Below are 24502 nucleotides of genomic sequence, written 5' to 3' on the forward strand. Positions count from 1 at the left end.
GGCATGGCGGGACGGCGCAGCTTCGTCGCGGCGACCCTGGGGCTCGCCGCGCTACTCGGGATCGGGGGCTGCTCCGACGCGCGCCCGCCCGCGCCCGAGGCTGCCAGCCCGCTGCCGTTGGTCCAGGCCCAGCGAAGCGTCACCGCCAAGCTCGCCTTCACGCACGATCTGACCATCGGCCTGCCGCCCGACCGGGTGGCGGCGCATTTCACGGCGGCGCGCGACCGTTGCGCGAGCGACACGGGCCTCGGCTGCGTCCTCGTGTCGTCGTCCATCGATGACGGCCCGCGCCCCCTCGGCCGCCCGCAGGCGCACCTCCAGGTCCGCCTGCCGCACGTCTCCGTTTCCGCCTACGTGGCGTTCCTCACCGCCCCCCTGCCGGGCGAGACGGCGGGCGATGTCGTCCTGCGCCGCCAGGCGACGCGGGCCGACGACCTGACCACGCCCATCGAGGACGGCGAACGCCGGCTCGCGCAGCTCGCCGCCTATCGCGGCCGCCTCGACGAGTTGGCGGCCAAGCCCGACACGCGGGTGGAGGACCTCATCCGCATCGCCGGGGAGCTGTCCCAGGTCCAGTCCCAGATCGAGGCGACCGAGGCCAGGCAGCGCGGCCTTCAGCAGCGCGTGGACACCGAGATCGTGTCCGTCTCCTTCCGCTCCGACGGCGCCCGCGCGGGCGCCTTCGCCCCGGTGGAAGAAGCCTGGAGCCAGGCCGGCCGGACCTTCGGCGCCAGCGCGGGCGACGCCCTGCGCTTCGCCGTCGCCAGCCTGCCCTGGCTTCCCGTGGCGGCGATCGGGCTTCTCCTCGTCCGCGTGCTCTGGCGCCTTCGCCGGCGCCGGCGGGCCCGGATCGGCCGGCCCCTCACGGAGGCGCAGCCGTGAGGTTGCGCATCCCGCCATGCACCTGATCCGCATCGACACGGTCTCCCTCGACGAGGGCGAAGCCGCCATCGATCTCGGTCAGGCGCCGGGCGACATCGTGTTTCTGTCGTTCACGGATTCCGACCTGTTCGGGGTGGCCGGCGCCTACGCGCAGGCCTTTCCGCAGGCCAGCGAAGGCCAGACGCCAACTCTGCGGCTCGCGAAACTCGCAAAACTCCGCCATCCCATGTCGGTGGATCTCTACGTCGACGGCGTGATCGCCCGCTCGAAGATCGTCGTGATCCGCTGCCTCGGCGGCCTCGATTACTGGCGCTACGGCATCGAGCGCGCCGCCGCCGCCGCGCGGACCAACGGGGTGCGCCTCGTGGTCCTGCCGGGCGACGACCGGCCCGACACCCGCCTCGACGCCTTCTCGACGGCGCCCGAGCTGGCGCCCGTCCTCGACGCCTATTTCCGGGCCGGGGGCGCGGACAACCTGCGCCGGATGCTCGGACGGCTCGCCGCCGAGATCGGGTTTCCCGCCACCGTGGAGGAACCGCAGGCCCTGCCGCGCGGCTTCGTCTGCTGCCCCGGCTGCGGCCCCATCGACCGCGACCGGGCGCTCGCCGCCGGGCGGCCCCTCCGGCCCGGCGCGGCGCCGCTCGCCCTCCTCGTCGTCTACCGCTCGGCGATTCTGTCGGGCGACACCGCCCCCCTCGCGGCCCTGGGCGACGCCCTCCAGGCACGCGGCCTGCAGGTGGTGGCCGTCGCCGTATCGAGCCTCAAGGACCCGGCGGCCCTGGACGCGTTGCGCCGGACCATCGCGGCGCAAAAGCCCGACCTCGTCGTCGCCGCGACCGCCTTCTCGGCCCGCGAGGATGCGGGATTCGTCCTCGACGGCGCCGATTGCCCGGTGATCCAGGCCTACACCATCGGCGCCGCCCGGGCCGCCTGGGCAGCCTCGGCCCGGGGGATGTCGGCGGCCGACCTCGCCATGCAGGTGGCGCTGCCGGAATTCGACGGACGGCTCGCGGGCTTCCCGATCTCGTTCAAGGAGGACGGCCCGGAGATCGACGGTTTCTCCGAGCGCCGGGCGCGGCCCTACGCCGAGGGCATTGCGGCACTGGCCGACCGGGCGGCGGCCTGGGTGCGGCTCGCGCGCCTGCCCCGGACGGAACGGCGGCTCGCCGTGGTGCTCTCGGACTACCCGGCCCGCGGCGGCCGGGCCGGCTTCGCCGTCGGCCTCGACACGCCCGAAAGCGCGTGCGCCATCGTGTCGGACCTGGCGGCGGTCGGCTACGCCGCCGGTCCCCTGCCGGAAGCCGACGCGGTGATGCGCGCCCTGACTCACGGGCCGCGCGATTTCGTGGTGTCCCTCGACGCCTACCGGGGCTGGTTCGCGGGCTTGCCCGAGGCCGATCGGGCCGAATTGATCACCTGCTGGGGTGAGCCCGAGGCCGACCCGCTCTGCCGGAATGGCGCGTTTCGCTTTCCCATCGTTTTCGCGACCGGCCCGGGGAACGACGTCGCAAGTGGATCCTCCGAGCCGAATGACGCGCGCAACAGGCCCCCTCTCCTGGAAGGAGAGGGACCCGCGAGCGATCCGGCCGCCCAGGCGAACCTGTTTCAAAACGACGGGGAGCAAAGGATTAGACCGACAGGCCGCGTCGCCCTCTTCCTCCAGCCCGATCGCGGCCGGGCCGCCGACCGCAAGGCCGGCTATCACGACCCCGACGCGGTCCCGAGCCACGCCTACCTCGCCTTCCACCTCGGCCTGCGAGAGACCTTCGACGCCCTGATCCACCTCGGCACCCACGGCACCACCGAGTGGCTGCCGGGGAAGGCCGTCGCCCTGTCACCCGGGTGCTGGCCGGCCCGGGCCGTGGGCGCCCTGCCGGTGGTGTACCCGTTCATCGTCGACGATCCCGGCGAGGCCGCTCCCCTCAAGCGACGCCTCGGCGGGGTGGCGCTCGGCCACCTCACGCCGCAGACGGAGTGCGCGGGCCTCGACCCCGCAGCCGCGCACCTGCGCGACCTCGTGGAAGAGTACTCGGCGGCGAGCGTCCTCGATCCGCGCCGCGCCGCGATCATCGCCCGTACCATCCTGGACGAGGCGGAATCCGCCGGGCTCCTCGCCTCGGCCGGCATCGATGCCGGCACCGCCATGCCCGACGCCCTGGCGGCCCTCGACGCGCATCTCTGCGATCTCGGCGAGGTCACCACCCGCGACGGACTTCACGTCTTCGGCCGCGCCGCGCCCGAGGCCTCCGAAGCGGTGGCCGCGTGCGCCACGGCCGAGCGCGACGGCCTGCTCACCGCCCTCGACGGGCGCTTCGTGGCGCCCGGCCCCGCCGGCTCGCCGTCGCGCGGGCGCACGGACGTGATGCCGACGGGGCGCAACCTCACCACCCTCGATCCGCGCAGCCTGCCGACCCGCGCCGCGACGACCCTGGGGGCCAAGGCCGCCGACGCCGTGGTGCGGCGCTACCTGCAGGACGAGGGCGAATACCCCGCCCGCATCGTCATGGACCTGTGGGCCTCCCCGACCCTTCGCACCGGCGGCGAGGACGTCGCCCACGCCCTGGCGCTCATGGGCGTGCGCCCGGTCTGGGACCACGCCTCGACCCGCGTCACCGGTTTCGAGGTGCTGCCCCTGGCGCTGCTCGACCGGCCGCGCATCGACGTGACCGTGCGGGTCTCGGGCGCCTTTCGCGATACCTTTCCCGACACCCTGGCGCTCCTCGCCCGCGCGGCGGACTCCGTCGCGATGCGCGACGAGGAAGACAGCGAGAATCCCCTGGCCGCCGCCCGCCGCCGGGGCGAGGCCGCACCCCGCGTCTACGGCGCGGCCCCCGGCCATTACGGCGCCGGGGCCGGCGGGCTCGCCCTCGACGGCGCCTGGGACGGCCGCGACGACCTCGGCCGCGCCTATCTGGAGGCCACCTCGTACGCCTATGGCGGCGCCGAGGACGTCGCCGATGCCGGGTTCGCCGCCCGCGTCGCGCAGGCCGACGCCTACGTCCACGCCTTCGACGTCGCCGAGCGCGACCTGCTCGATGGCGACGCCGCCGCCGAGGCCATGGGCGGGTTTTCCGCCGCCGCAGCGCTGACCGGGGCGAGCCCCACCCTCTACAGCCTCGACGTGGGCACGCCCGAATCGCCAAAAGCCCGCACGGCCCGAGAGGACGCCGCCCGGTTGATCCGCGGCAAGCTCGCCCATCCGCGCTGGATCGCGACGCAGCTGCGCCACGGTTATCGCGGCGCCCAGGAACTGGCGCAGGGGGTCGATGCGGTCTTCGTGCTGGCCGCCACCACGGACGCCGTGTCGAATGCCGACCTCGACCGGCTCTACGGCGCGATGATCGCCGACCCGGACACTTTCGAGGCCCTGCGCGCCGCCAACCCGGAGGCGGCCCGCGCCATCCTCGAGCGGTTCGACGAAGCCCGCCGGCGCGGCCTGTGGACGACCCGCCGCAACGCCATGGCGGCCGACGAGCTCATGCCAGGTAAACTTTTGCCGGAGGCGGCCGAGTGAGCGTCGCGCGCCGCGTCCTCCCCGAGGCGCCGAGCCGGCGCGGCTGGTGCCCGAGCCTCGCCCGGCCGATGCAGACGGGCGACGGGCTCCTGGCCCGGGTTCACCCGCCGCTCGGGCGCCTCACCGCCGCCCAGGCGCGAGCCGTGGCCGCGGGCGCGCGCCGGTTCGGCAACGGCCATGTCGACGTCACCGCGCGGGCCAATCTCCAGATCCGCGGCGTCACGCCGGAAACGCAAGGGCCGCTCGCCCGCCATCTCATGGCCGTCGGTCTCGGCGATGTCCGCGCCGATGGCGGTCCGCAGCGCCTGACCCTGACCGCGCCGCTGTTCGACCTCGATACCCTGGCCGAGGCCGTGGAGGCCCTCGGCCGCGCGGTGCCCGGCCTGCCGCCCAAGACCCTCGTGGCCATCGAGGACGGGGGCCGCTTCGGGCTCGGCGAGGCCGACGCCGACATCCACCTCCGGGTCGTCGCCCCCCACGGCGTCGCCTGGGCGCTTGCCGGACCGGACGGACCGGTCTGGTCCGCGCCGGTGCCGCCGGCGCAGGTCCTCGCCCGCGTCTCGCACTGCCTCCACGCCCTGGCCGAAAGCGGCGTCCGGCGCATGCGCGACCTCGACGCCGCACACCGCGACAGGCTCGTGGGCGCGCCGATGCCGGCCCCCACCCCCATCCAGCCCATGGCGCCGGGTCTGCACGATTTCGGCGACGGCCGTACGGCGCTCGCCGTCGAGGCCGCCTTCGGGCGCTGTACGGCGGACGGCCTCGACCGCCTGGCGGATTGGACCGAGCGGCTCGCATCGCCCCACCTCGCCCTCGGCCAGACCCGAGGCTTCGTCCTCGTGACCCGGGAGCGCGAGGGTGCCCGGATGGTCCTCGACGCGCTCGGCGGACAGGGGTTCATCCACGCCGCCGACGATCCGCGCGGGCACGTCGCCGCCTGCCCCGGCGCACCGGCCTGCGCCTCGGGCTCGACGCCGACGCTCGATGACGCCGCCCGCCTGGCCGAGGCCCTCAGGGGCACGGGGATCGACGCCCATGTCTCGGGCTGTGCCAAGGGCTGCGCCCATCCGGGCCCCGCCGCCCTCACCCTCGTCGGCCGCGCCGGGCGCTACGGCATCGTCCTCCACGGCCGCCCCGATGGCGAGCCGGCGATGCAACTCACTTTCGAGGCCGCGCTGGACCGCGTAAGGAGGGCCGATTCAGCCGGTACCCTCGACCGGGCCTTTGCCCTCGACCAAGCATTCAGGACCCCCATCCCATGAGTTCGCGCCTCGACTATCTGCGCGACGGGCAGGCGATCTACGCCCGTTCCTTCGCGATGATCCGCGCCGAGGCGGACCTCGCCCGCTTCCACGGCACCGCCGAGCGAGTGGTGGTGCGGATGATCCACGCCTGCGGCATGACCGACCTCCCCCGCGACGTGGAGGCCTCGGACGACTTCGCGCCGGCCGGCGAAGCGGCCCTGAAGGCCGGCGCGCCGATCCTGTGCGATGTCCGCATGGTGGCCGACGGCGTCACCCGGTCGCGCCTGCCGGCGAACAACCGGGTGATCTGCACGCTGAGCGACCCGCGCGTGGCCGACATGGCCGCCGCCATGGGCACCACGCGCTCGGCCGCCGCCATGGAATTGTGGCGCGAGCACCTGCCCGGCAGCGTCGTGGCGGTGGGCAACGCCCCGACCTCGCTGTTCCGGCTCCTCGAACTCCTGGACGAGGGGATCGCCCCGCCGGCGGCCGTCATCGGCATCCCCGTGGGATTCGTGGGTGCCGCCGAATCGAAGGAGGCCCTGGCCCGCGACGGCCGGGTGCCCTTCATCGTGGTGCATGGGCGGCGCGGCGGCAGCGCCATGACGGCCGCCGCCATCAACGCCCTGGCGCAGGAGATCGAGTGATGGAGGCGGGCGCCCCCCTCCCCCCGGTCGATCCCCGCGAAGCGACCGCGATGCCCGTGGCGAAGATCACCGGCACCCTGTTCGGCGTCGGCATGGGCCCCGGCGAGCCGGACTACCTCACCGTGCGGGCCATGAAGGTTCTGCAGGCGGCGCCCGTCCTCGTGCATTTCTGCAAGAAGGGCCGGCGCGGCAACGCCCGCACCATCGCGGACGCGGTGCTGAAGTCCGAACCGGCGCGCGAATTCCCCCTCGCCTACCCCTACACCACCGAACTGCACCCCGATCATCCCGACTACGTCGCGGCGCTGGCGAGTTTCTACGACGACGCGGCAGGGCAGCTCGCCGACCATCTCGGCGCGGGGCGCGACGTCGCGATCCTCAGCGAGGGCGATCCGTTCTTCTACGGCTCGTTCATGCACCTGTGGCGCCGCCTCAAGGACCGCTTCCCCGTGGAGGTGGTGCCGGGCGTCACCGGCATGTCGGGCTGCTGGACCCGGGCCGGCACGCCCATCACCTGGGGCGACGACGTACTCACAATCCTGCCCGCGACCCTGCCGCACGCCGCCCTCGTCGCGCGGCTGGCCCACACCGACGCCGCCGTGATCATGAAGCTCGGCCGCCACCTGCCGAAGGTCCGCGCGGCGCTCAGTGAGGCCGGGGTGCTGGGGCGCGCGGTCTACGTCGAGCGCGGCACCATGGCGGGCGAGCGCGTGGTGGCCCTCAAGGACAAGACCGACGACGCGGCGCCCTACTTCTCCATGGTGCTCCTGCCCGGCGAAGGCCGCCGGCCGTGACCGGATCCGTCACGGTCATCGGCCTCGGACCGGGCGACCCGAACCTGCTGACCCGGGCCGCCGAGGCGGCGCTCGCCCGGGCCCAGGACCTCATCGGCTACATCCCCTACGTCGCCCGGGTGCCCGAGCGGCCGGGCCTGACCCGGCACGCCAGCGACAACCGCGTCGAGGTGGACCGCGCCCGCCACGCCCTCGAACTCGCCGCCGCCGGCCGCCACGTCGCGGTGGTCTCGGGCGGCGATCCCGGCGTCTTCGCCATGGCGGCGGCGGTCTTCGAGGCGGTGGAGGCCGGCGATCCGGCCTGGGCGCAGCTCACCATCACCGTCGAGCCCGGCATCACCGCCATGCTGGCCGCCGCCGCCCGCCTCGGTGCGCCGCTGGGCGGCGACTTCTGCGCCCTATCGCTGTCGGACAACCTGAAGCCCTGGGAGGTCATCACCGCCCGGCTCGAGGCGGTGCTGCGGGCCGATTTCGTAGTCAGCCTCTACAACCCGATCTCGAAGGCGCGGCCGTGGCAGCTCGGCCGGACGCTCGCGCTGGCGGCCGAGATCCGCGCGCCCGACACCCCGGTGATCTTCGCCCGCGCCGTCTCGCGCCCCGACGAGAGGCTCCACGTCCTCACCCTGGCGGAGGCGCGCGAAACCGCGGCCGACATGGCCACCCTGGTGATCATCGGCGCCTCGGCGACCCGCCTGATCCCGCGCGGGGACGGTGTTCGACCCTACGTCTACACCCCGCGCAGCGTGCCGGCGTGACGCCGCCGGCCTATCGGACCCGTGCCGGTGCCGGGGCGGTTGCGATCCTTCCCAAGCACACTCGGATCAGGCGCGGGTCCCCTCTCCTGGAAGGCGGGGGTCAGCGCGTGGATCGAGCGATCGCATCTCCACGGTCGGAGAACCGTGTTTCCGTTCGGATAGGCCGCTTATCGGGTCGCCAGCCACGCCAGGGCACCCGCCGCGTCGGCCACGCTCGGCACGTCGGGTTTTGGCTGCCGGGCCACCATCACCACCGGCAGGCCCAACCCCCGCGCAGCAGAGATCTTGCCGTAGGTGGCCGCCCCGCCGGAATTCTTGCTCACCAGAACGTCGATGCCCTGATCGCGCAGGAAGGCCACCTCGTCGGCCTCCGCGAAGGGACCGCGCGCGGAGATCGCCGTAAGGCGCGGTACGGCCAGGTCCACGGGCTCGATGGACCGGACGAAGTAATCGTGCTGCGGCGCCGCCGCGAAGACCCCGACCTCCTGGCGCCCCACCGTCAGGAAGACCCGGCACGGCACGGCGCCGAGGGCGTTTACGGCGGCCGCCATATCGGCGGCCTCCCGCCAGCGATCCCCCGGCACCGGCCCCCAGGCCGGGCGGCGGATGGCGAGCAGCGCCGTGCCGGTGCGGGCGCAGGCCCCGGCCGCGTTGGCGGCGATGCGGGCGGCGAACGGGTGGGTCGCGTCGATGACGTGGGTGATGCGGTTCCGCTCGATCCAGTCCGTGAGCCCGTCGACCCCGCCGAACCCGCCGATGCGGGTCGGCACGGGCTCGGCCTTCGGCGCCATGGTGCGGCCGGCGAGCGACAGGGTGGGCTCAAAGCCGGGCGGCAGGCCCCGCACCAGGGCGCTCGCCTCGCCGGTGCCGCCGAGGATGAGGAGACGCTTGACCATGGGATGCGTTGTCCATGAGCCCTGAGCCCGTGTCGAGCCGGCCGTGGCTCACCCTCGTGGGCATCGGCGAGGATGGTCGCGCCGGCTTGAGCTCGGCGGCCGGCGCCGCCCTCGACGCGGCCGAATGCGTCTATGGCGGACGTCGGCATTTCGCCCTCGCCGGGGACCTCGCCGCCGAGACTCGCCTCTGGCCGAGCCCGATCGCGGACGCTTATCCGGGCATCCTGGCCCGGCGCGGCCGGCCGACCTGCATCCTCGCCACGGGTGATCCGTTCCATTACGGCATCGGCGCCGAGATCGCCCGCCTCGTGCCGGCGGACGAGTTGCGGGTGTTTGCCCAACCCTCCGCCTTCAGCCTCGCCTGCGCCCGCCTCGGCTGGGCGATCGCCGAGACCGGCTGCCTCACCCTGCACGGGCGGGCGCTGCCGAATCTCGTGCCGCACCTCCAGCCCGGCGCCCGCCTCCTCGTCCTGAGCTGGGACGGCACGACGCCGGCCGCCGTGGCCGCCCTGCTCACCGAGCGGGGTTTCGGCGGTTCGACCCTCACGGTGCTGGAGGCCATGGGCGGTTCGCGCGAGCGCAGCCGCAGCGCACAAGCCGAAGGCTTCGATCTCGAAGACATCGATCCCCTCAACACCTTAGGCATCGTCGTCGTGGCCGCTCCGGACGCGCGGGTGGTGCCCCTGGCGCCGGGACTCGACGATGCCTGGTTCGAGAATGACGGCCAACTCACCAAGTCCGACATCCGCGCCGTGACCCTGGCGGCCCTGCGCCCGTGCACGGGCCAGCTCCTGTGGGACATCGGCGCGGGGGCCGGCTCCATCTCCGTCGAGTGGATGCTGCGCCGCCCCGGCCTGCATGCGCTCGCCATTGAGGCCAACCCGGCCCGTGCCGCCCGCATCCGCCGCAACGCCGCGCAGCTCGGGGTGCCGGGACTCGTCGTCGTGGAGGGCGCCGCCCCCGACGCGCTCACGGGGCTTGCGCAGCCCGACGCGGTCTTCATCGGCGGCGGCGTCACGGCGGCGGGCGTTCTGGAGCGCGCCATGGACGCGCTGCCCGCCAGGGGCCGCCTCGTCTCCAACGTCGTCACCCTGGAAGGCGAGGCCATGCTGCTCGCCGCCTTCGCCCGGCACGGCGGCAACCTCAAGCGCCTCTCGGTGGCCAGGGCCGATCCCGTGGGCCATCTCCACGGCTGGCGTCCCGCGATGCCGGTGACGCAATGGGTGTGGGTCAAGGGTTGAGGGCCGGACCGTCGCATGGCTCCATGGGTACAACCCTCCCCCCCCCTCCCGCGGGCCAGCGGATTCACACATCGTCGCGTCTGGTATGCCTTCGAAGGCGGCGCAACACGCGTAGGGGCGGATCGTCGGGCTCGACGACGAGCCCCAACCCGTCCCGGTGTCAGACCTGATCTCTCCGGTCCCCCGGCGCCGGCACGAATGGAATCAAACCGTCGCCCGAACGACGATCGCCACGATGGGTGACTTCGCGAGCCTGAAAGGAGAGCGGACCCGCGCCGCACCTCATCGTTCAGCGATCGGCCGGTTCAATCAAACTGATCGACCAGAACCGTATGGCTGCGTGATCCCCAACCCATCGCCACACGAGCAGGAACCGATTCCCGATCCGGCCCGTTGGAGAGCAAATGTCTCCACGGGAGTTGCGTCATGTTTAAGGGTGGTTTGCTTTGGCTCATCGGCATTCCCTTGCCGATCATCCTGATTATTTACTTCTTCACGGGCTGGTTGCATTAGGCACTTCGCACGCAACATCAGTCTTGGATAGGAAATAGAAAAGGCCCCGTCGAGCGGGGCCTGTTCCTTACTCCGCCGCGTCGAGGCGGGGACGCTCGATCTCGGCGCGTTCGCGTTTCACCAGTTCGGCGGTGAGGAACGCGACTTCCAGAGCCTGCTCCGCGTTGAGGCGCGGATCGCAGTAGGTGTGGTAGCGGTCCTGCAGGTCGTCGGCCGTCAGCGCCCGGGCGCCGCCCGTGCACTCGGTCACGTCCTTGCCGGTCATCTCCAGGTGGATGCCGCCCGCGATGGTGCCTTCGGCCCGATGGATGCCGAAGAAGCTCTCGATCTCCTGCATCACCCGCTCGAACGGACGGGTCTTGTAGCCGCCGGCCGAGATGGTGTTGCCGTGCATGGGATCGCACACCCACACGACCTTGCGGCCCTCGCGCTCCACCGCCCGGATCAGGCCCGGCAGGTGGTCGCCGACCTTGTCGGCGCCGAAGCGGCAGATCAGGGTCAGGCGCCCGGCCTCGTTGGCCGGGTTCAACTGGTCGATGAGCCCGATCAGGCCCTCGGCCGTCATCGACGGCCCGCACTTCAGGCCGATGGGGTTCTTGATGCCGCGCGCGTACTCGATATGCGCGTGGTCGGCCTGCCGGGTGCGGTCGCCGATCCACAGCATGTGGCCCGACGTGGCGTACCAGTCGCCGCTCGTGGAATCGACGCGGGTCAGCGCCTCCTCGTAGCCGAGCAGAAGGGCCTCGTGGCTGGTGTAGAAGTCCGTGGTTCGGACCTCCTGGTGCGTCTCGGGGTTGATCCCGATGGCGCGCATGAAGTCGAGGGTCTCGGTCATGCGCTCGGCGCAATCGGCGTAGCGGGCCGATTGCGGTGAATCCTTCACGAAGCCCAGCATCCAGCGATGCGAGTTCTCGAGGTTGGCGTAGCCGCCCGTCGCGAAGGCGCGCAGCAGGTTGAGGGTCGCGGCCGACTGGCGGTAGGCCTCGAGCTGCCGGCGCGGATCGGGGATGCGCGCCTCCTCCGTGAAGGTGAGGCCGTTGACGATGTCGCCGCGGTAGCTCGGCAGGCTCACCCCGCCCAGGGTCTCGGTGGGCGACGAGCGCGGCTTCGCGAACTGCCCGGCGATGCGGCCGACCTTCACCACGGGCGAACCGCCCGCGAAGGTGAGCACCAGGGCCATCTGCAGGAACACGCGGAAGAAATCGCGGATGTTGTCGGCCGAATGCTCGTCGAAGCTCTCGGCGCAGTCGCCGCCCTGGAGCAGGAAGGCCTCGCCCGTCGACACGCGCGCGAGCGCCGACTTCAGCTTGCGGGCCTCACCTGCAAAAACGAGGGGCGGAAAGCTCGCGAGCTGGGTCTCGACCGCTTCGAGGGCGGCGGCATCCGGATAGGCCGGCACCTGCTGGATCGGCAGATTCCGCCACGTCTTCGGCGACCAACCCGTCTTCGGTGTCCAACGCTCGCCCATGATTGTCTCCCGCCACCCCTCGGCCGGCTTTTCGCGCAACACGATGCTGCATGGAAAGCGCGGCTTATAGAGCGGTTTTTCCGCGGAGGCGAGGTAGCCGGAGCGGCGGGCTGACCTGCTTCGCGATCAGGCCACGTCGCCGTCCTCGATGGCGATGCCGTGCTCGGACAGGATCCAGAAGATCGCCTCCAGATCCTCCGAGGTGACGTCCCGGGGCGGCAGGGCCTCTTCCAGATCCTCGTAGGTCAGGCGGCGGACGCGCTGGGCCTCCGCCTTGGCCAGGAGTGCGTCCACCGCCTTGCGCATGTCCGGCGGCAGGGCGTCGTGGCTCGGCAGGCGATAGTCGTCGACGGGATGCAGCGCTTCCGCCAGCATCCGGTCGATGATCACCTGACGGCGATCGTGCGCGTCGTCGTGCTGTTCCATGGGGCCGTTATGGGTCGGAGAAGCCGCGCGTTGAGGGAGCGAAGTTAGGCCAGGTGCGCGCGGGCCTCAATGCGCGGCCGTGGCCACGACCCGGACGGGGATCGCCTTGGCCGCCGGGGTCTTCGATTGCTCGTCGTGGTGCCACAGGGGGATCAGCGGGTTCAGCTCCGGGTAGTAGCCACCGCAATTGCCCGGCGGGATGTCGTACTGGATCACCCGCAAGCCCTTCACCGAACGATCGATTCCGTCATCGGACGGTGTGGAGACATCCACGGTCTCGCCGTCGCGCACGCCGATCCGGGCCATGTCTGCGGCGTTCATGAACAGGATCGTGCGCGTCCCTTTCACACCGCGAAAGCGGTCGTCGTAGCCGTAGATGGTGGTGTTGAACTGATCGTTGGAGCGGAGCGTGATGAGATCGAGGATGTCGGGGCCGCGCGCGGGCATGTCCGGGTCCTCGTCGAGGCCTTCCGGCACGATGAAATTGGCCCGGCCGGTCTCGGTCTCCCACTTGCGCTCACGCGCCGGGATCGGCTTGTGCAGGCCACCCGGATCGAACATCCGGCCATTGAGATCGTGGAACACGCTCGGATAAGTCGCCTCGATGGCGTCGCGGACCTTGGCATAGTCGCCGACCCAGGCGTCCCAGGTCACCTTCGGGTTAGGCGGCAGCGTCGCCTTGGCGAGTTCGGCGACGATCCACGGCTCGGAGCGGACATGGGCGCTCACGGGCCGCGTCACGCCGCGCGAGCCATGAAAGCACGAGGTCGAGTCTTCCATCGACACGGCTTGTGGGCCGCTCGCCTGTGCGTCGATCTCGATGCGGCCGAGACAGGGCAGGATGTAGGCGACCGCACCGTTGACGAGGTGGGAGCGGTTGAGCTTCGTCGAGATCTGCACGGTAAGGCGCATGCGCCGCCACGCCTCTTCCATCCGCACGGTGTCGGGAATCGCGCGGACGAAGTTGCCGCCAAGGCTGATGAAGGCCTTCACCGAGCCGCCGAGGATGCCCTCGCAGGCCTCGACGGTGTTGAGCCCCTTCTCGCGCGGCGGCGCGAAGCCGTACTGCTCGGCGAGCTTATCGAGGGGTGCGAGTTCGGGCTTCTCGGTGATGCCCACCGTGCGCTGCCCCTGGACGTTGGAATGGCCGCGCACGGGGCAGAGGCCGGCGCCGGGACGTCCGACATTGCCGCGCAGGAGCATGAGGTTGACCAGCATCTGCACCGCCTCGGTGCCCTTGCGGTGCTGGGTCAGGCCCATGCCGTAGACGCCCATGACCGCGCGCGCACGACCATAGACGGTAGCGGCGGACTCGATGGCCTCCCGCGTCAGGCCGGACCGCGCCTCCAGGGCGGCCCAGTCCTGCGCCTCGCAATAGGCCTTGAAGGCGTCGATCCCGTGGGTGTGTTCCTCGATGAAAGCCACGTCGAGGAGACGCGGCCGACCCACGATCCTGGCCTCGTCGTCGGCGGCGAACAGCGCCTTGCACATGCCGGTCATGGCGGCAATGTCCCCGCCGGCCTTGACCTGATGGTACTGCGTCGAGATCCGGGTCTCGCTGCGGGTCACCATCTCGATGGGCGATTGCGGGTTGGTGAAGCGCTCGAGGCCGCGCTCGCGCAGGGGGTTGAAGGTGATGATCGGAACCCGGCGCTTGCGCGCGTCCTGCAGGGGATGGAGCATGCGCGGCGCATTGGAGCCGACGTTCTGGCCGAAGAACAGGATCAGGTCGGTGGCCTCGAAATCCTCCAGGACCGTGGTGCCGACGGCCGAGCCGATGGAAGCCTTGAGGCCGACCGACGTCGGCTCGTGGCACATGTTGGACGAGTCGGGCAGGTTGTTGTTGCCGTAGAGCCGCGCGAACAGGGCGTACATGTAAGAGGTTTCGAGGGACGCCCGGCCGGAGGCGTAGCAGACCACCGATTTCGGATCCAAGGCGCGCAATTCGCGCCCGATCTCCGCGAAGGCGTCGGCCCATTGCACCGGAACGTAGCGGTCGGTTCCCGGATCGTAGCGCAGGGGATGGGTGAGGCGGCCCTTCTCCTCGAGGGCATAATCGGTCCAGCCCAGGAGCTCCGTCACCGTGTGCGCGGCGAAGAAGTCCGGTCCGACGCGCTTGGTGGTCTGCTCCCAGGCCGTGGCCTTGGCGCCGTTCTCGCAATACTCGAACGCGGCGGGTTTCTTCGGCTTCGACCACGCGCAGGACGTGCACATGAAGCCGTCGGGCTTGTTCTGCTTCAGCAGGAGGGCCGCGCCCGAGACCGGGATCTCCTCGCGCAGCAGGATCTCGGCCAAGGACGACGCGGAGCCCCAGCCGCCCGCCGGACCGGTATAGGGTTCGATCTTCGGGTCGGCCATCTTGTCGGTCATGGGGTGTCCGGTCACGCGATTGCTCACTCGGCAACCGGCGCCGGACCGACCCTGTTCCCGGCTGCGACGGTGCGCGCTAGCCGACCCCCTCCGGGCGCTTGGTGATCACGGGCGTGCGCATGGTGACGAGTTCCTCGCCCGCCGTCGGGTGGACCGCGATGGTGCGGTCGAAATCCGCCTTGGTGGCCCCCATGGTCACGGCGATGCCCACCGCCTGGATGATCTCGCCGGCGTCGTGGCCGAGGATGTGGACCCCCACGACCCGGTCGCTGGCGCAATCGACGATCACCTTCATCAGGACCTTCTCGTCGCGGCCCGACAGGGTCGCCTTCATCGGACGGAAGCTCGACCGGTAGACGTCGATCCTCCCGTAGAGGTCGCGCGCCGTGTTCTCGTTGTGGCCGACGACGCCGATCTCGGGCGTCGAGAACACGGCCGTGGGGATGAGGTCGTGATCGACGGCCCAGGATTTGTCCCCGAACACCGTGTCGGCGAAGGCGTGGCCCTCGCGGATGGCGATAGGGGTCAGCGCCGCCCGGTTGGTGACGTCGCCCACTGCGTAGATCGACGGCACGCAGGTCTGCGAGAACGCATCGACGGGGATCGCGCCGGCCGCGTCGAGGGGGATCCCCACGGCGTCGAGCCCGAGGCCTTCGACCTTCGGGCGCCGGCCCGTGGCGTAGAGAACCTGGTCGACCTCCAGATTCGTCCCGTCGCTCAGGGTCACGGCGAGGCCGCCCGCGACGCGCTCCAGGCGCTCGACGCTGGTGCCGAGGCGCAGGTCCATGCGCTTGGCGTAGGCCTCGTCGAGGGCGTCGCGGATCTCGTCGTCGAAGCCGCGCAGGAGCCGGTCGCCGCGATGCGCGAGGGTGGTGCGGGAACCCAACGCCGCGAACACGCCGGCGAACTCCACGGCGATGTAGCCGCCGCCGACGACGAGGATGCGCTCGGGCATGGTCTCCAGCTCGAAGACGTCATCGGAGGTGATGGCGAGTTCGCAGCCGGGCACCTCCGGCACCTTCACCGGATGGGCGCCGACGGCCACGAGGATTACTTTCGCCCGCACCCGCCGGCCCGAGGCGACGAGGCGCACCGTGTGGGCATCCTCGATCACCGCGCGCTCGGGCACGACCGCGACGCCGGCCTTGCCGAGGTTGGTGCCGTAGATGCCCTCCAGCCGGGTCACCTCGGCGTCCCGCCGCCGCTTCATCACGCTCCAGTCGAAGCGCGGCTGGGGCACGGTCCAGCCGAAGCCGGCGGCATCCTCGAACTCGTCGCGGAACCGGCCGGCATAGACCATGAGCTTCTTCGGGACGCAGCCGCGGATCACGCAGGTCCCGCCGACCCGGTACTCCTCGGCGAGCTGGACCCGGGCGCCGTAGCCCGCCGCGATCCGCGCGGCCCGCACGCCGCCGGAGCCGCCGCCGATGACGAACAGATCGACGTCGAAGTCCTGAGTCATGAGGTTCGTCCCGGCAACGGCTGCGATGGATGCCCTCCATCGCCCGAACCTCGCCCGGCTTCAACCGTGACGGTCCGGCGTCGGCGCAACAAAAAGGCCGCTTCCCCGCGCGGGGAAGCGGCCCGATGGCCGGCGCGATGCGGCTGCGGCTTACTTGATCTTGGTTTCCTTGAAGTCGACATGCTTGCGCACGACGGGGTCGTACTTCTTCATGGAGAGCTTCTCGGTCTGCGTGCGGGAGTTCTTCTTCGTGACGTAGAAGTAACCCGTGTCGGCGGTCGAGATCAGCTTGACTTTAACGGTGACGGCCTTGGCCATGGCGCGGCGCTCCTGTGATGGCGGCATTCCGCATCAGCGAAACGCAAAAGGGCCGGCCTGGGCCGGCGGAGTGATCCTCACGAAACTCCCGATCACCGGGAGCGCTCCCCTCGGCCACGACAGCGCGACGGGAGTTTCGCGAGAGGCACGAATACCGGCGGGTGATTGCCCCATCGCTCGGGTTTCGTCAAGGCCGGGGATAGCCCTGCAGGCGCCAGGCCACGACGCCCGCATAGGCGAGGAACAGGGCGCACAGGGTGTAGGCGAAGCCCTGGGGCGGCACCAGATCCATGCCGCCGCCGATGAGCGGGGGGCCGACCATGAGGCCGACATTGTAGAGCAGCACGAAGGCGGCGTTGGCCCCGGCGAGCTCCGGTCCGCGCACGCTGGCGCCGAGTTGAGCCAGCCCCACGGTGTAGAGGGTGCCGGCGAGACCGCCCCAGACGAAGAGCAGAACCACCAGCGCCGGGAACGAGGCCGAGGCCACGGGAATCAGGATCGAGCCGAGCGCGCCGCACAGGGCCGAGGCCAGGAGCACGATGCGCCGGTCGATGCGGTCGGCGAGCCAGCCGAAGGGGATCTGGAACAGGACGTTGCCGAGCGCCAGGGCGGAGACGAGGCCGGCCGCCGTCTGCGCGTCGTAGCCGAGCCGCAGACCGTAGAGGGGGAGGATCGCGAACCCGCCCGTCTCGACGGCGCCGTAGACCAGGGCGGCGCCCGTCGCAGCGGGCGCGAGGCGCAGATACGCCAGGATCGAGCGGCTGCCGCCCTGCCCGATCTCGGGCGAGAGACCGCGCGCCAGGAGCAACGGCACCATGGCGGCGAGGAACAGGCCCGAGCCGGCGAGGTAGGGCGCGTAGCCCTCCGTGCCGAGGAAGGCGAGCAGGGTCGGGCCGACGGCGAACCCGAGCGCCAGCACGGTCGCGTAGATGCCCATCACCAGCCCGCGCCGGGCCGGCGGGGCGGCCTCGCTGATCCAGAACTCGGAGAGGACGAACAGGGCGCCGAGGGTCGCCGAGAAGACGAACCGCAGCGGAAACCACCAGGCGATGTCCTGGAACAGCTTGAAGCCCGTGAGCATCAGGGCGCCGAGGCCGAGCGCCAGGATCAGCAGGCGGACCACGCCGATGCGCGCGGCGACCCGCGGCACGTACGGCACCGTGAGGATGCTGGCGAGGCCGGCGACGGCGGTGTTGACGCCGATGAGGGTACTGGACGCGCCCATCCTGGCCATCTCGATGGACAGGAGCGGGATGGTGAGGCTGAGGCCGATGCCGACGACGGCGACGCAGACGATGGCGGCGGTGATCGAGGCGACGCGGGCGCGATCCTCCGGCGCCGGCGGGGTCTGAACGAGCATGAAGGGTAAGGGCGGGTCCTGGGCAAGCCGCGCGGCGGCTCTGGGCCGGCTTTCTCGCCCCCGGCGCCCGCGAACGCAACCTCCGGCGCGCGCCGCCCGGGCTACGGTTCAGGCCCGTAGCGGGACACGATGAAGCGCATGAATGCGAGCACGTGATCGGCCGCGTCGAGGTTCGCACGCGCGATCAGCCCCCGTCGCTCGGCCAGGGCCAGTTCGAGGGGTGCACGCCAATCGGGGAAACGCGCGATGGCCCAGCGACCGGCCGCGCTCTTCGAGACGATCGTGCCGGTCTCCAGGGTGGCGGCCATCCGCGCCACGCCGAGCGCCCCCCATGAGAGGGCCGCGACGGCGGCATCGCCATCGGGCCGGCGACCGGCCAGGGTCTCGGCCGCCTCATCGATCCACGATTGCCAGTACGACCGCAGATTGGACCGGACATGACGCGCCGTCGCGCACCGATCCACCGGCACGCCCAGGGTGGCCACCGGCGGGCCGAACACGACGCGGCCGTGCTCGACGAGGCACTGCCTGAGGACGGCATGGAGTTCGGGACATGCCCGGTCGGCGTGGAAGACGCCCTTGACGACGAACGGCGTCGGGAGCGCATCCTGGTCCGGGGCGCGAAGGCGCTCGACGGTGAGATAGACGGCGTCGAGGGTCGGCTCGCCCCGCTCCGCCATCGCGCGATGAAGGACGGCGAGGGCCGCCGTCGCCGTCGCATCGGGCGGCTCCGGCAGCACGGCGACAACGTCCACGTCACTGCGTCCGTGCTGAAAATCGCCGAGCACCACGGAGCCGACGAGATAGAGGCCGACCGGTGTCGGGGCACCGGGTCGCCGGAAAAGAGCGCGATACGCATCGACGGTCCGCTGCATCGCGCCCTCCCGTTCACGCCCGCCGGCCCGGAGATCGGCGATTCGCGGGCGGGCCGTGACACTGACGGACGAATTCGGCGCGGATGCGCCGCGAGCCCTATCGCGCAGCCGCCGTCACCGGCTTGTCGTCGGTCTTAGGGGTTTGCCGCTCGAACTTCTGGCCGTCGCGGAGGTCGGCGGGCGGGCTGAGCACGATCTGTTCGCCGCCCTCCAGGCCCCGGTCGATCTCCAGGGCGGTGCCGAGGTCGCGCTGGACGTGGACATTGCGCCAGCGCGCCTGCCCGTCATCACCCGCGATGGCGACCTGGGTGCCGCGCTGGTTGAACACCAGGGCCTCGGCCGGGATCACCGCGATGGATTGGGTGCGCGGCACCTTGAAGGTGACGGAGACGTAGAGGCCGGCGCGCAGGGCCAAGTCGGCGTTCGGCACGTCGACCTGCGTGGTGAGGGTGCGCGACGACAGGCGCAGGGCCACGGAACTGCGCTCGACCTTGCCGGAGAACACCCGGTTGGGCATCTGCGGCACGCGCACCGACGCGTCGAGCCCCTCGCGGATGCCGGACGCCGCGCTCTGCGGCACGTTGACGGAGACACGCAGGACGTCGTCGCGGTCCATGCTGAGGAGCGCCGTCCCGGTGCCGTCGGCGTGGACGAGGTCGCCGACATCGACGCCGCGGGTGGTGATCACCCCGTCGAACGGCGCGACGATGTCCTTGAAACCCGTGAGGGCCTTCAGCCGGTCGACGGTGGCGGTCTGCGCCTTGATGTTGGCTTCCGCCACCTTCACGCCCGCCTGGGCCGAGGCGAGGGTCGCGGTCTGGCTCAGCACGCTCGCCTGCGAATTGTCGGCGTTCTGCTTCGAGGCCCAGCCCTGGCCGGCGAGCGTCGAGGTGCGGGAATTGGTGACGTTGGCGAGATTCACGTTGGCCTTGGCCTGATCGACCATGGAGCGGGCCTGGAGGAGTTGCGCCTCGAGTTGGCCGACCTGGGCCTCGGCCTGGGCCAGTTGCTGGTCGAGGTCGGGTGCTGCGATGCGCAGGAGGATGTCGCCTTTGCGCACGCGCGAACCGATATCGACCCGGCGCTCGGCGATGTAGCCCGTGGCGCGGGCATAGAGCGCGGCCCGGGCGAAGGCGTCGGTCTGACCCGGCAGGGTGATCTCCAGGGGCTTGTCGGCCCGCTCCACGGTGGCCGTGCGCAGATGCGGCACGTGGGTCTCGATTTTGCGCTGGGTCTCGGCGGCGGCGGCGCGCTGCTGCCATTGGCCGTAGCCACCCCAGGCCAGGAGCCCGGCGACCCCGAGGCCGACGAGGACGAACGGCCCGGCACGCGGCGGCGGCGGGATATCGGACGGGTCGCGGGGGCCGTGGGTCACGCGTAGTCCTCCAGGGGCCGCACCTCGCCCCGGCGCAGGAGGGCGTAGAGGAACGGCACGAACAGCAGGGTCGAGGGCGTGCCGACGGCGATGCCCCCCATCACGGCGCGAGCCAGGGCGGCGTTCTGCTCGCCGCCCTCCCCCGTGCCGAGAGCCATGGGGATGAGGCCGAGGAACATCGCGCCCGCCGTCATCAGCACCGGCCGCAGGCGGGTCTCGCCGGCGAGCAGCGCGGCCTCGGCCGCCCCGCACCCCGTGGCCTCCCGGTGTTCCTTGGCGAAGGTGACCAGCAGGATCGAGTTGGCCGACGCGATGCCCACCGACATGATCGCCCCGAACAGCGACGGAATCGAGATCGTCGTGCCGGTGATGAACAGGCTGGCGACGATGCCGCAGAAGGCGAGCGGCAGGGCCGCCAGCACCACGAACGGGTCGCCCCAGCTCTGGAAGTTCACCGCCATCAGCAGGTAGACGGCCACCAGCGCGATGGCGAGCCCGACCTGCAGGCGGGTGAAGGCCGATTGCATGTTCTCGATCTGGCCCCGGACGGTGATCTTGTCGGGGGCCGGCAGGTTCTTCTGTTCGTCTGCCACGATGGTGCGGATCTCACGCGCCACCGAGCCGAGATCAGAATCCTGCACCGCCGCGTAGATGTTGAAGGTCGGCTGGGTGTTGACGTGGTTGATCACCGTCTGGCTGCCCTCGCGCCGCATGGTGGAGACGCTGGAGAGCAGGGTCAGGACGCCCGGCGCCTCCGGGCCGCCCTGGACGAGGAGCGGCGTGTTCTCGAGGGCGTTGAGCGAGTCGTTGCGGAATTCCGGGGTCTGGACCCAGAGCTGATAGGGGATGCCGGTCTTCGGATCGGTCCAGAAGTTCGGCGTCACCTGGAAGGAGCCGGACAGGGACACGTTGAGCCCCTGGGCGATCTGCTGCTGGGTCAGGCCGAGTTCGGACGCGAGCTTGCGGTCGACGTCGACGAAGAATTGCGGCGTCCCGACGATCTGGTGGAGGTGGACGTCGACGGCCCCGCGCGTCGCCTTGAGGCGGCGGACGATGGTCTGGGCGACCTCCAGATCCTTGGCGGTGTTGCGGCCCGAGACCTGGATGTCGATCTGCGCCAGGGTGCCGAAGTTGAGGATCTGGGTGATGATGTCCGAGGGCTGGAAGTAGAACACCACATCGGGGAAGCGCTCGCGCAGGGTCTCGCGCAGGCGCTTGGTGTAGGCGGCCACAGAGCCGTGACCCTCCTTCAGATTGATGAGCATCTGGCCGTCGTTGTAGGCGACGAACGAGCCGTCCGAGAAGGCGAAGTTGTAGTTGTTCGACGGCAGGCCGATGTTGTCGAGGATCTGGTCGATCTCACCCTCGGGGATCACCTCGCGGACCACGCGCTCGACATCGGCGAAGACCTGCTCCGCCGTCTCGATGCGCATGCCGGGGCGAGTGCGCAGGTGCAGGGTCATCTGGCTCGACGCCACCTGCGGGAAGTAATCCTGGCCGACGAAGGTGAAGAGGCCGGCCGAGCCCGCCAGCACGGCGCCGACCACGGCCAGCGTCACGATCCGGCGGCGCAGCACCACGTGGAGGAGGCCGACATAGCCGCGATGGAAGCGGGCAAACCGCGCCTCGAAGCCGTGGCGGACCCAACCGGCGAGGCGCAGGACGGGACGGCCGAGCCAGCCGAGGGCGCGGCCGATGCGGCCCCGGCGCGGGCGTTCGACCCCGTCGCCGTGGCGCTCGGCGTATTCCCGCGCCACCAGCACGTCGATGAGCACGGGCACGAGGGTGCGGGACAGGACGTAGGAGGTCAGCATCGCGAACACGACGGCCAGCGCCTGGGGCGTGAACAGGTATTTCGGCGTGTCGGTCAGCGCGAACACCGACACGAAGGCGGCGCAGATGGACAGCGTCGAGATCAGCGCCGGCTTGGCGATGCCGGCCGCGCCCTCGACCACGGACTTGCGGAACGGCTCACCCTCTTCGAACAGGCGGTAGGTGTTCTCGATGGCCACCGTCGCGTCGTCGACGAGGATGCCCACCGCCAGGGCGAGGCCGCCGAGCGTCATCACGTTGATGGTCTCGCCGAGGGCCGCGAGGATCGCCAGGGAGGTGAGGATCGAGAGCGGGATCGAGACCAGCACCACGATGGTGGAACGCCACGAGCCGAGGAACAGCAGGATGGTGAGCCCGGTGAGGGCTGCCGCGATCACCGCCTCGTGGATCACGCCCTCGATGGCCGCCGAGACGAAGACCGACTGGTCGAACAGCGGCTTGAGGGTCATGCCCTCCGGCGCGGCGGCGCGGATGTCGGGGAGCGCCTTCTTGACGTTGTTGACGACATCGAGGGTCGAGGCGGTGCCGTTCTTGAAGATCCGCATCAGCACCGAATGCAGGCCGTCGGCGCGCACGATGTTGACCTGCGGCGGGCCGCCGTCGCGGACATGGGCCACGTCGCGCACGAGGATCGGCTGGCCGCCCACGACCTTGATGGGGATCTGGTTCAAGGCGTCGATGGCGTCCGGCGAGGCGTTGAGCTGCACCGGGTATTGCTGCTCGCCGATCTTGGCCAACCCTGAGGGCACCGTGAGGTTCTGGGCGGTGACCGCGTTGGTGACGTCGAGGGCCGTGAGCCCGAGGGCCTGGAGGGCCTGGAGGTCGAGGTCGACCATGATCTGGCGCGGGGTGCCGCCGAAGGGCGACGGCAGGGTCGAGCCCGGCACCTGGGTCAGGCGCTGGCGGATGCGGTACTGGGCGTAGTCGTAGACCTTGGTCAGGCTCTCGCGGTCGGAGGCGAGCGAGAGCTGGATCACCGGCACGGAGGAGGCCGAGAACCGCAGGACGATGGGCGGCTGCACGCCCGGCGGCATGGTCGAGCGGATGGAGTTCATCGCCGAGACGGTCTGCGCGATGGCGAGATCGATGCTCACGGCTCCATCGAAGTAGATCTTCTGGATCGCCGTCCCCTGGAGGGTGGTCGATTCCATCCGGGCGATGTTGTTGACGTTGTTGGAGAGCGAGAACTCGGCGTAGGTGGTGATCCGGCGTTCCATCTCGGAGGTGGAGAGGCCGTTATAGGTCCACACCACCACGACCACCGGGATATCGACGGTGGGCAGCACGTCCTTCGGCGCCACTACCACGGCCGCCGCCCCGCCGAGCATCATCAGCACGGCGAGCACGTAGATCGTGATCCGGAACTTCAGCGCGTATTGAACGAGACCCATGCCGTCTCCGAAACCCTGCGCTCACGTGGTCGCACGGTTGCGTGCACGACGCAGCCGTGGCGCCGCGCCGCACAGGGTCTCGCAAGACTTTGTTTCTGAATGACGTACGGGATGCTTTCTCACCGCATGGTCGGGCTCCTTGGACGTCGGCGGCTCGCGGTTACCTACGCGACATCCCGTATCCGACCTCGCAGATGCTTTTCAGGGCTTTCCACTCCTCGTCGCTCAGGAGCCCGGCGGACGGTGCCTGTCCCGCGAGGGAGCGGATGGCGCGGGCGCGCTCGTTGGCAAAGGGATGGCTGCGGAGAATGCTCAGGGCCGAGGAATCCGCTTCTCCGTCGAGGCGCTCGAGGATCGTGGCCAGGGCCGAGGCATCGCCGCCCGCGCGTTGCAGCAAACTCACCGCGTAGGCATCGGCGTCGCTCTCGGCATCGCGGCTGTAACCGGCCGCAAGTGTGGCCTGCCCCAATCCGATCAGGATCGTGGACCCGGTCAGGTCGCCGATGGCCAGACTGAGGAGGATCGACGTGCCGCTGGCGGCGATCAGCGCGCGCATGGGGTCTTGAACGGCCACGTGTCCGAATTCGTGGGCCAGCACCGCCGCGAGCTCATCCGGCGTCCTCGCGGCGTCGATCAGGGCGGACAGGAGGATGACCCGTCGGCCGGGAAGCGCGAAGGCGTTGGCGCTGGAATGCTCCCGGACGGAGATCTGGACCCCGTCCGGCAGGCCGCCGTCCTGGGCGAGCCGCGCGACGAGACGATCGAGGCTCGCACGTCCGCTGCGATCGTCGCAGAGCGGAGGGTAGTCCAGGAGGTAGCGGACGTGCCGGTCGACCGCCTCACCCAACTGTGCCTCGATGAAGAACGGCACCAGCGGTGCCAGGCGGGAGGCGAGTGCCGGGATCCCGTAGAGCGCCATCGCAAATGCGATGATCCCGGCGGCGATCGACCAGACGACGAGCCGCAAACGGGCTCCCTTCGCCGTCGTGGCGCTGCGATGGAGGCCAGGACACCGGGCCGTCAGCGCGGCGCCGAACGCCGCGTCCTGGATTTCCACCCGGTCTTGTTTGAAGCGCGGGCCGACGCGCAACAGGGGCGCCATTGCATCGTCCGCGACGAGATCGACCGGATTCCAACG

The 24502-nt window shown here is 71.0% G+C and carries 18 protein-coding genes; 7 read left to right on the plus strand and 11 right to left on the minus strand.

What is annotated here, in order from left to right; genetic code table 11:
- Positions 1 to 3 precede the first annotated feature (3 nt).
- The 6 genes from MKK49_RS04120 to cobJ are packed head-to-tail and all read left to right on the plus strand — an operon-like array spanning position 4 to position 7836.
- Positions 4 to 882: a DUF4349 domain-containing protein gene (locus MKK49_RS04120; RefSeq protein ID WP_244026788.1), complete on the plus strand. Its 879-nt coding sequence runs from the start codon at positions 4 to 6 to the stop codon at positions 880 to 882.
- A 16-nt stretch (positions 883 to 898) separates the two neighbouring features.
- Positions 899 to 4396, plus strand: coding sequence for a cobaltochelatase subunit CobN (gene cobN / locus MKK49_RS04125; RefSeq protein WP_244026789.1), 3498 nt, complete (start codon positions 899 to 901; stop codon positions 4394 to 4396).
- Positions 4393 to 5658: a precorrin-3B synthase gene (locus MKK49_RS04130; RefSeq protein WP_244026790.1), complete on the plus strand. Its 1266-nt coding sequence runs from the start codon at positions 4393 to 4395 to the stop codon at positions 5656 to 5658. The genes cobN and MKK49_RS04130 overlap by 4 nt, the downstream gene beginning before the upstream one ends.
- Positions 5655 to 6287: a precorrin-8X methylmutase gene (locus MKK49_RS04135; RefSeq protein ID WP_244026791.1), complete on the plus strand. Its 633-nt coding sequence runs from the start codon at positions 5655 to 5657 to the stop codon at positions 6285 to 6287. The genes MKK49_RS04130 and MKK49_RS04135 overlap by 4 nt, the downstream gene beginning before the upstream one ends.
- Before the next feature lie 50 nt (positions 6288 to 6337).
- Complete coding sequence (locus tag MKK49_RS04140) at positions 6338 to 7081, plus strand: precorrin-2 C(20)-methyltransferase (protein WP_244026816.1); 744 nt, start codon at positions 6338 to 6340, stop codon at positions 7079 to 7081.
- Positions 7078 to 7836 carry a precorrin-3B C(17)-methyltransferase gene (gene cobJ / locus MKK49_RS04145; protein WP_244026792.1) on the plus strand — a complete coding sequence of 253 codons (759 nt, stop codon included), beginning with the start codon at positions 7078 to 7080 and terminating at the stop codon, positions 7834 to 7836. The genes MKK49_RS04140 and cobJ overlap by 4 nt, the downstream gene beginning before the upstream one ends.
- 167 nt (positions 7837 to 8003) lie before the next feature.
- Here the strand turns inward: cobJ and MKK49_RS04150 are convergent, their stop codons facing one another.
- The gene (locus MKK49_RS04150) at positions 8004 to 8732 is read right to left on the minus strand and encodes a cobalt-precorrin-6A reductase (RefSeq protein ID WP_244026793.1); all 729 of its coding nucleotides are present in this window, start codon (positions 8730 to 8732) and stop codon (positions 8004 to 8006) included.
- Positions 8733 to 8746: 14 nt separating this feature from the next.
- Between MKK49_RS04150 and cbiE the strand changes: the two genes are divergently transcribed.
- Positions 8747 to 9973: a precorrin-6y C5,15-methyltransferase (decarboxylating) subunit CbiE gene (cbiE, locus tag MKK49_RS04155; RefSeq protein ID WP_244026794.1), complete on the plus strand. Its 1227-nt coding sequence runs from the start codon at positions 8747 to 8749 to the stop codon at positions 9971 to 9973.
- Between the two features lie 580 nt (positions 9974 to 10553).
- Here the strand turns inward: cbiE and MKK49_RS04160 are convergent.
- From MKK49_RS04160 to MKK49_RS04205, 10 genes are all read right to left on the minus strand, one after another.
- Entirely contained in the window at positions 10554 to 11954 is a 1401-nt protein-coding gene (locus MKK49_RS04160) for a class II 3-deoxy-7-phosphoheptulonate synthase (protein ID WP_244026795.1), read from the minus strand.
- 126 nt (positions 11955 to 12080) lie between these two features.
- Positions 12081 to 12380 carry an RNA polymerase sigma factor region1.1 domain-containing protein gene (locus MKK49_RS04165; protein WP_056097244.1) on the minus strand — a complete coding sequence of 100 codons (300 nt, stop codon included), beginning with the start codon at positions 12378 to 12380 and terminating at the stop codon, positions 12081 to 12083.
- Between the two features lie 66 nt (positions 12381 to 12446).
- Complete coding sequence (locus MKK49_RS04170; RefSeq protein WP_244026817.1) at positions 12447 to 14738, minus strand: FdhF/YdeP family oxidoreductase; 2292 nt, start codon at positions 14736 to 14738, stop codon at positions 12447 to 12449.
- Between the two features lie 88 nt (positions 14739 to 14826).
- Positions 14827 to 16212 carry a glutathione-disulfide reductase gene (gene gor / locus MKK49_RS04175; protein WP_244026796.1) on the minus strand — a complete coding sequence of 462 codons (1386 nt, stop codon included), beginning with the start codon at positions 16210 to 16212 and terminating at the stop codon, positions 14827 to 14829.
- Between the two features lie 150 nt (positions 16213 to 16362).
- The gene (rpmG, locus tag MKK49_RS04180; RefSeq protein ID WP_018044575.1) at positions 16363 to 16530 is read right to left on the minus strand and encodes a 50S ribosomal protein L33; all 168 of its coding nucleotides are present in this window, start codon (positions 16528 to 16530) and stop codon (positions 16363 to 16365) included.
- Between the two features lie 187 nt (positions 16531 to 16717).
- Positions 16718 to 17890: an MFS transporter gene (locus tag MKK49_RS04185; RefSeq protein WP_244026797.1), complete on the minus strand. Its 1173-nt coding sequence runs from the start codon at positions 17888 to 17890 to the stop codon at positions 16718 to 16720.
- 101 nt (positions 17891 to 17991) lie between these two features.
- Positions 17992 to 18765: an aminoglycoside adenylyltransferase domain-containing protein gene (locus MKK49_RS04190; RefSeq protein WP_244026798.1), complete on the minus strand. Its 774-nt coding sequence runs from the start codon at positions 18763 to 18765 to the stop codon at positions 17992 to 17994.
- Positions 18766 to 18862: 97 nt separating this feature from the next.
- A complete protein-coding gene (locus MKK49_RS04195; RefSeq protein ID WP_244026799.1) occupies positions 18863 to 20140 on the minus strand; it encodes an efflux RND transporter periplasmic adaptor subunit in 1278 nt (425 codons plus the stop codon).
- Entirely contained in the window at positions 20137 to 23364 is a 3228-nt protein-coding gene (locus MKK49_RS04200; protein ID WP_244026800.1) for an efflux RND transporter permease subunit, read from the minus strand. Before MKK49_RS04200 ends, MKK49_RS04195 begins: the two co-directional genes overlap by 4 nt.
- A 160-nt stretch (positions 23365 to 23524) precedes the next feature.
- The gene (locus MKK49_RS04205; RefSeq protein WP_244026801.1) at positions 23525 to 24466 is read right to left on the minus strand and encodes a M48 family metallopeptidase; all 942 of its coding nucleotides are present in this window, start codon (positions 24464 to 24466) and stop codon (positions 23525 to 23527) included.
- Between the last annotated feature and the right edge of the window lie 36 nt (positions 24467 to 24502).

This window comes from Methylobacterium sp. J-090 (assembly GCF_022829345.1).
Classification (GTDB): Bacteria; Pseudomonadota; Alphaproteobacteria; order Rhizobiales; family Beijerinckiaceae; genus Methylobacterium.